Below are 7,869 nucleotides of genomic sequence, written 5' to 3'. Positions count from 1 at the left end.
AGCGCTGGACGCTGACCGCGGCCGGCGAGCTGCGGAGCGCCAACGGGCTGTGCGCCACGGCCGTCGGCGCCGGCGCGCCCGTGGTCCTGCGCGCCTGCGACGGCTCGGCGTCGCAGCGGTGGACGTCGGCCGCCGCCGCCACGGCGTCCCGCTCGCTGCGGGCGTCGCGCTGAGTCGCTCGGGGCCGGCTAGCGTGGCCCCCAGCAATCGATTACGTTGCGAGTCTTGCGTCCGTCCGCCCTACGTACAGCCACGTACAGCACCTGATCGGGCCCGTCCTCCAGCCCGGAAGACCCCCAGCCCGGAGAGCGTCATATGCATCCGTTCATCGAGACCCAGAAGGAGTGGCTCCGCAGCGACATCCCCGCGTTCCGCGCCGGTGACACGCTTCGCGTCAACGTGCGCGTGAAGGAGGGCGATAAGGAGCGCCTCCAGGCCTACGAGGGCGTCTGCATCGCCCGCCGCGGCAGCGGCGTCAGCGAGACGTTCACCGTCCGCAAGATCTCGAACGGCGTCGGCGTCGAGCGCATCTTCCCGGTCCACAGCCCGATGATCGGGAGCGTGGCCGTGGTGCGCCGCGGCCTCGTCCGTCGCGCGAAGCTCTACTACCTGCGCAACGTCACCGGCAAGGCCGCCCGCATCCGCGAGCGCAAGGTCGCGCCGCGCAGCAGCGCCCCGGCCGCCGCGCCGCAGGGCTGAGCCGCCCCTCCCGCCGCGCACCCGCGCGCCGGGCCGGACGTGCCGTGGAGTGACCTCGAGCGGGCCGTGCGCGCAGCGCACGGCCCGCTCGTCGCTGGCGTCGACGAGGTGGGCCGCGGCCCCCTCGCCGGCCCCGTCGTCGCCTGCGCCGTCGTCATGCCCCCCGACGTCCGCGCCCTCCCCGGCGTCGACGACTCGAAAAAGCTCGCCCCCGCCGAGCGCGAGCGGCTGGCCGCGCTGATCCGCCGCCGGGCGCTCGCCCTCGGGGTGGGCGCCGCCAGCCCGCGCGAGGTCGACGCGCTGAACGTCTACCACGCGACGACGCTCGCCATGCGCCGCGCCCTCGCCCGCGTCTCGGCCAGGCTCGGCGCCGAGCCGCACCACGTGCTGGTGGACGGCAAGCCGATCCGCACGCTGGGCGTCGTGCACACCGCGGTCGTCGGCGGCGACGCGCGGTGCTACGCCATCGCCTGCGCGTCGATCGTCGCCAAGGTCACCCGCGACCGGCTGATGCACGCCCTCGCGACCCGCCACCCCGGCTACGCCTGGGACCGCAACGTCGGCTACGGCACCCCCGACCACCGCGCCGGGATCGCGCGCCTGGGGCTGACCGCGCACCACCGCCGCAGCTTCTGCGCGTCCGCCCAGACCGAGCTCGCCCTCGACGCGGCCGACGCTGGCGACCCGCCGCTCCCCCCGGCAGAATAGCGCGCATGACAGACACCTCCGTATTCCGCGCGGGACTCCTCGACGGTCAGGTCGCCCTCGTCACCGGCGGCGGCACCGGCATCGGCTTCGGCATCGCCGAGCTGCTCGCCGCCCTCGGCGCGCACGTCGTCCTCGCCAGCCGCAAGCCCGAGCACCTCGACGCCGCGGCGACGAAGCTCCGCGAGGCCGGCGGCTCGGCGTCCACCGTCGCCGTCGACGTCCGCGACCCCGAGCGGGTGAAGGCGATGGTCGAGCAGGTGCAGCACGAGCGCGGGCGCATCGACCTGCTCGTGAACAACGCGGCCGGCAACTTCTACGCGCCGTCCGAGGCGCTCACCCCGAACGCCTGGAAGAGCGTCGTCGAGATCGACCTCTACGGCACCTTCTTCTGCTCGCAGGCCGTGCTGCCCGTCATGAAGGCGCAGGGCGGGGGGCGCATCGTCAGCATCTCGATGACGCTGCACTACCGCGGCTGGCCGCAGATGGCGCACGCGACCGCCGCGAAGGCCGGGGTCGACGCGCTCACGCGGACGCTGGCCGTCGAGTGGGCGCCCTACGGGGTGCGCGTGAACGCGATCGCCCCCGGGCCGATCCCCACGGAGGGAGTGCGGAAGGCGTTCACGCCGCCGGCCGACAGCGGGATCCCCGACGTCTTCGCGGCCGCCGACGCGGCGATGGCACGGTACGCGCAAAAGTCAATACCGCTGCAACGCTGGGGAACCCCCCGCGACATCGCCAACACGGTCGCCTTCCTCGCGTCGCCCGCGGGGGACTGGATCACCGGGGCGATCCTGGTGGTGGACGGGGGGGAGTGGCTCTCCAAGGCCGGTGCGTGACCGGTCGCAACGGGGGCCCACGGCGTGACGGTCCCGGCCCGGTGGCGTAGGTCACGGGAGGGCGAGGGTGAGTTAGAGGAGGCGTGATGGCAGTCACGCCGAGCCCCGCTGGAGGACCGTACGTTGCCCTTGCGTGATGGCGGAATCGGTCGGACACCGCTGCTCCGCGACAGGGCGCGCCAGAAGCCGACCGGCGCCGCTTCCACCACCATCCAAACGGGGAGTCACACCATGCGTTCCTTCCGCGTTCTCGTTCTGGGCCTCGCCGGCGCCGCCAGCCTCAGCGCCTGTGCGACCAAGGGGTACGTCAACCGCAAGGTCGACCAGTTCGTCGGCTACGAGCGCGTCGAGCGCCAGAACGCCGACAGCGCCCAGGCCCGCGACATCGCCGCGCTCCGCACGGACCTGACGTCGCTCCGCAACGACCTCCAGACCATGCGCAACGAGTTCGGCGCGCGCATCACGGCGATGGAGGATCAGGTCAAGTTCGCCCTCCCGGTGCACTTCGCGTTCGACGACGCGTCGGTCCGCGCCGAGGACCAGGCGGCGCTGCAGCGCTTCGCCCAGGTCGCGAACAAGTACTACAACGGCGCCGCGATCACGATCGAGGGCTTCGCCGACCCGGCCGGCTCGACGTCGTACAACCGCTCGCTGTCGCAGAAGCGCGCCGACTCGGTGAAGGACTTCCTGGTCGCGCAGGGGCTGAACGACGGCCTGCTCAAGACGGTCGGGATGGGCGAGAGCCGCCAGATCCGTCCGGGCGCGGCCCGTGACGACGCGGGCGCGGAGCTCAACCGCCGCGTGGTGTTCGTGATCGAGTCGCCGGGCGTGGGGTCGACGACGGCCGCCGCCACCACGGCCTCGGTCCAGCAGTAAGCAGCACGCCGACCGGCCGGGCGTCCGCGCCCGGCCCGGTTGGACTCCCCGGAAACGCTGCCCCGCCGCGCCGCGGCACCGCAGCGTCCCTCACGCCCCGCCGAGCCCCGCTCGGCGGGGCGTGTCGCGTGCGACGGCCGCGTCCGCCGCCGGACACGATCGCGGTCCGACACTTGAAGGGGGCGCCCGGCACGTGCACGATACGCCCGACATGACCGCCTCCAGACCCGCCCCCGCCCGCCGCGCGCCCGCCCGACGCGCCGGCGACGCCACGCTCGCGCCCGCGACCGCGCCGCGCCTCGTCATCGCCTCCGTCACGCCCGCCGTCGATGGCGGGCGGTTCCCCGCCAAGCGCGTCACCGGCGAGCCGTGCGTCGTCGGCGCCGACGTGTTCCGCGAGGGGCACGACCTGCTGCGCGCGCGCATCCGCTACCGCGGCCCCGGCGACGCGCAGCCGCGCACCGCCCCCATGACCCTCGACCCGGCGACCGACCGCTGGGAGGGGGAGTTCGCGCTCGACGCCGTGGGCCGCTGGTCGTTCACGGTCGAGGCGTGGACGGACGAGTTCGCGACCTGGCGCGAGCGGCTCGCCAAGCGCGTCGCCGCGCAGCAGCCCGAGGTCGTCGTCGAGCTGCTCGTCGGGGCCGCGCAGCTGCAGCGCGGCGACTGCCGCGCGCCGTGCGGCGCCGCGCGCCCGCTCGAGGAGCGCGTCGCCGCCGCGCAGGACGACGAGCTGGCGGCGCTGATGGCAACCCACGCGCCGCCGTCGGACCTGACCACCTACGAGCGCGAGCTGCCGCTGCTTGTCGAGCGCCCGAGCGCCGCGTTCGCGTCGTGGTACGAGTTCTTCCCGCGCTCGACGTCGCCGGAGCCGGGGCGCCACGGCACCTTCGCCGACGCCGAGGCGTGGCTGCCGCGGATCGCGGAGCTCGGCTTCGACGTGGTGTACCTGCCGCCCATCCACCCGATCGGGCACACCTTCCGGAAGGGGCGCAACAACACACTCACCCCGGAGCCCGGCGACGTCGGCAGCCCGTGGGCGATCGGCAACGAGCACGGCGGCCACACCGCCGTGGAGCCGGCGCTCGGGACGCTCGCCGACTTCGAGCGCTTCGTGCAGCGCGCCAACGCGCTGGGGCTCGAGGTCGCGCTCGACTACGCGCTGCAGTGCTCGCCCGACCACCCGTGGGTGAAGGAGCACCCGGACTGGTTCGTGATCCGCCCCGACGGCACGATCGCGTACGCGGAGAACCCGCCCAAGAAGTACCAGGACATCTACCCGCTCGACTTCTGGTCGCAAGACCGCGACGGGCTGTGGGCGGCGTGCCGCGACGCGCTGCGCTTCTGGATCGAGCGCGGGGTGAAGACGTTCCGCGTCGACAACCCGCACACCAAGCCGTTCGCGTTCTGGGAGTGGGCGATCGCCGAGGTGCGCCGGGAGCACCCGGACGTCGTGTTCCTCAGCGAGGCGTTCACCAAGCCGAAGAAGCTCCTGCACCTCGCCAAGCTCGGCTTCTCGCAGTCGTACGGCTACTTCACGTGGAAGAACGCCGACTGGGAGATCCGGCAGTGGTTGGACGAGTTCCTCGCGCCCGACGTGGTCGAGTACCACCGCGGGAACATGTTCGTGAACACGCCCGACATCCTGCACGAGTTCCTGCAGACGGGGGGGCGCGGGGCGTTCCGCCTGCGGCTGCTGCTCGCCGGCACGCTCAGCCCGCTGTACGGCGTGTACAGCGGCTACGAGCTGCTGGAGCACGAGCCGGTGCGCCCCGGCAGCGAGGAGTACCTCGACAGCGAGAAGTACCAGCTGCGGCACCGCGACTTCGCGCGCCCGGGGAACCTCGACGCCGACATGGCGCGGCTCAACCGGATCCGCCGCGCCGAGCCGGCGCTGCAGCGGCAGGACAACCTGACGTTCCACCCGTCCGACAACCCGAACGTCCTGTTCTACCGGCGCGCCGGGGTGCGGGGCTCCGCCGACCTGCTGGTCGCGGTGAACCTCGACCCGCGCAACGCGCACGCGACCATGGTCCACGTGCCGATCGACGAGATGCACATCGACGAGGGGGAGCCGTACGAGGTGGAGGACCTGCTGACCGGCGCGCGCTACACGTGGCGCGGGAGCCGCAACTACGTGCGCCTCGACCCGGCGCACGAGCCCGCGCACGTGCTGCGCGTGGCGCCGCGCCCGCCGCGCCCCAAGGCGCGTCCGGCCGCCCCCGCCGCCGGGGGGCACGCGTGACCGCACCCGCGACCACGGCATCGACGGCGACCGGCCGGGAGGCGCACCCCGGGCTCGACGACGGCAACCCGCTCTGGTACAAGGACGCCGTCATCTACCAGCTGCACGTCAAGGCGTACCGCGACGGCGACGGCGACGGCTACGGCGACTTCCGCGGGCTCCTGGACAAGCTGGACTACGTGCAGTCGCTGGGCGTGGACTGCATCTGGCTGCTCCCGTTCTACCCGTCGCCGCTGCGCGACGACGGCTACGACATCTCCGACTACAAGGCGATCAACCCGACGTACGGGACGCTGGACGACTTCCAGCGCTTCCTCGACGCGGCGCACGCCCGCGGGATCCGCGTGATCACCGAGCTGGTGATCAACCACACGAGCGACCAGCACCCGTGGTTCCAGCGCGCGCGCCTGGCGCCCAAGGGGAGCCCGGAGCGCGACTGGTACGTGTGGACGGACGACCCGAACCGGTACGCCGGGACGCGCATCATCTTCACCGACACCGAGACGTCCAACTGGACGTGGGACCCGGTGGCGCAGCAGTTCTACTGGCACCGCTTCTTCAGCCACCAGCCGGACCTGAACTTCGACAACCCGGCGGTGCTGGAGGCGGTGCTCGACGCGATGCGCTTCTGGCTCGACATGGGGGTCGACGGGCTGCGGCTCGACGCGATCCCGTACCTGGTCGAGCGCGACGGGACGAACTGCGAGAACCTCCCCGAGACGCACGTCGTCCTGAAGCGGCTGCGGGCGGCGCTCGACGCCGAGTACCAGAACCGGATCTTCCTCGCCGAGGCGAACCAGTGGCCGCCCGACGTCCGCCCGTACTTCGGCGACTCGGACGAGTGCCACATGGCGTTCCACTTCCCGCTGATGCCGCGCATGTACATGGCGGTGGCGCGGGCGGACCGGACGCCGATCGTCGAGATCCTGGCGCGCACGCCCGAGATCCCGGCCGACTGCCAGTGGGCGATCTTCCTCCGCAACCACGACGAGCTCACGCTCGAGATGGTGACGGACGAGGAGCGCGACTACATGTACAGCGAGTACGCGAAGGACCCCCGCATGCGCATCAACGTGGGGATCCGCCGCCGGCTCGCGCCGCTGATGGGCGGGGCGCGCCGCAAGATCGAGCTGATGAACACGCTCCTCATGTCGATGCCCGGCACGCCGATCGTCTACTACGGCGACGAGATCGGGATGGGCGACAACGTGTTCCTCGGCGACCGCAACGGCGTGCGCACGCCGATGCAGTGGAACGGCTCCTGGAACTCGGGGTTCTCCGAGGCCGACCAGGCCGCGCTCTACAGCCCGCCGATCGTCGACCCGCCCTACGGCTACCAGGGCGTGAACGTGATGGCCGCCGAGCGCTCCGACGCGTCGCTGCTGCGGTGGATGCGGCGGCTGATCGCCGTGCGCAAGACGTCGCACGCCTTCGGACGCGGGCGCATCGAGTTCCTGCACCCGGCCAACCGCCGCATCCTCGTCTTCCTGCGCGAGTACGAGGGGGAGACGGTGCTGGTCGCGTGCAACCTGTCGTGGACGTCGGAGCCGGTGGAGCTCGACCTCTCGCGCTTCGAGGGGTACACGCCGGTCGAGATGTGGAGCGACCGCCCGTTCCCGACGATCGGGTCGCTGCCGTACCTGCTCACCTTCGGCCCGCACGGCTACTACTGGTTCCGCCTCACCCGTCCGTCCGACGGCGGGACGGCCGCGTGAGCGCGGGCGGGGCGGCACCCGACTGGTGGTCGCTCCCGCCGCACGCGCTGGCGGAGTACTTCGGCGCGCAGCGGTGGAGCGGGGCGCGCGGCGCCGCGATCGCCGACGTCGCGGTCGAGGCGGTGGTGCCGGTCCCCCTGGCGGACGCGCCGCCGTGCGCGGTGCTCGTGGTCCGCGGCCGCGTGGGGGACGCGCGGGTGCGCTGGCAGCTCCCCCTGGCGGAGGGCATGCCGCCGCGCGACGCGACGGCGCTCCCGGCGTTCCGGGACGCGGTGCGCGAGGCCGTGGTCGCCGGGCGCGCGCTCGACGGCACGGCCGCCGACGGATCGCCCGTGCGGTGGCGCGCGCGGTCGGTGGGCGCCGACGCCCGGCTCGACGCCGCGCTCCCGTCGCGCGTCGGCTCGGCGGAGCAGAGCAACACGTCGATCCTCTACGGCGACGCGGCGATCCTGAAGCTGTTCCGGCGGCTCGAGGCGGGGCCGCAGCCCGACGTCGAGATCGGCGACGCGCTCGCCCGTGCCGGCTTCGCGCACGTCCCGGCGCTGCTCGGCGTGATCGAGCTGCAGGCCGGCGACGAGCGCACGGTGCTGGGGATGGCGCAGGCGATGGTGCCCGGGGCCGAGGACGCGTGGGCGTGGCTCGTGTCGCGCGCCACGACGGCCGTGGCCGGCGACGCGCGGGCGTGGGACGCGTCGGTCGCCGAGGCCGGGCGGCTCGGCGCCACCGCGCGCGCGCTGCGCGACGCGCTGGCGGCCGTCCCCGACCCGGACTTCGCCGCGCAGCCCGCCAC

The 7,869-nt window shown here is 73.5% G+C and carries 5 protein-coding genes and 2 pseudogenes; all 7 read left to right on the top strand.

Features of this window, described 5'->3' with window-relative positions; translation table 11 throughout:
- Positions 1–315: 315 nt before the first annotated feature.
- On the top strand, positions 316–699 hold the full coding sequence (rplS, locus tag PYV61_RS17045) for a 50S ribosomal protein L19 (RefSeq protein WP_275833788.1): 384 nt from the start codon (positions 316–318) through the stop codon (positions 697–699).
- 66 nt (positions 700–765) lie between these two features.
- Positions 766–1,407: a ribonuclease HII gene (locus tag PYV61_RS17040; protein ID WP_275833786.1), complete on the top strand. Its 642-nt coding sequence runs from the start codon at positions 766–768 to the stop codon at positions 1,405–1,407.
- A 5-nt stretch (positions 1,408–1,412) separates the two neighbouring features.
- Positions 1,413–2,243, top strand: coding sequence for an SDR family oxidoreductase (locus PYV61_RS17035; protein WP_275833784.1), 831 nt, complete (start codon positions 1,413–1,415; stop codon positions 2,241–2,243).
- A 231-nt stretch (positions 2,244–2,474) separates the two neighbouring features.
- Positions 2,475–3,119 (top strand): OmpA family protein, encoded by a 645-nt coding sequence (locus tag PYV61_RS17030; protein ID WP_275833782.1) that lies wholly within the window; start codon positions 2,475–2,477, stop codon positions 3,117–3,119.
- Between the two features lie 211 nt (positions 3,120–3,330).
- On the top strand, positions 3,331–5,364 hold the full coding sequence (locus tag PYV61_RS17025) for an alpha-1,4-glucan--maltose-1-phosphate maltosyltransferase (RefSeq protein WP_275833780.1): 2,034 nt from the start codon (positions 3,331–3,333) through the stop codon (positions 5,362–5,364).
- Positions 5,361–7,061: pseudogene (gene treS / locus PYV61_RS17020) on the top strand (maltose alpha-D-glucosyltransferase); the annotation flags it as partial. The gene PYV61_RS17025 and the pseudogene treS, both read left to right, overlap by 4 nt.
- Before the next feature lie 14 nt (positions 7,062–7,075).
- Positions 7,076–7,869, top strand: a pseudogene (locus PYV61_RS17015) (hypothetical protein); the annotation flags it as partial.

It is taken from the genome of Roseisolibacter sp. H3M3-2 (genome assembly GCF_029211165.1).
In the GTDB taxonomy this organism is placed as follows: domain Bacteria; phylum Gemmatimonadota; class Gemmatimonadetes; order Gemmatimonadales; family Gemmatimonadaceae; genus Roseisolibacter.
This window is presented reverse-complemented; position numbering and strand designations above follow the sequence as displayed.

What these genes read in the sequence shown, in the direction of transcription:
- rplS (WP_275833788.1), top strand. Translation starts at nt 316, where the DNA reads ATGCATCCGTTCATCGAGACCCAGAAGGAGTGGCTCCGCAGCGACATC.
- PYV61_RS17035 (WP_275833784.1), top strand. Translation starts at nt 1,413, where the DNA reads ATGACAGACACCTCCGTATTCCGCGCGGGACTCCTCGACGGTCAGGTC.
- PYV61_RS17030 (WP_275833782.1), top strand. Translation starts at nt 2,475, where the DNA reads ATGCGTTCCTTCCGCGTTCTCGTTCTGGGCCTCGCCGGCGCCGCCAGC.
- PYV61_RS17025 (WP_275833780.1), top strand. Translation starts at nt 3,331, where the DNA reads ATGACCGCCTCCAGACCCGCCCCCGCCCGCCGCGCGCCCGCCCGACGC.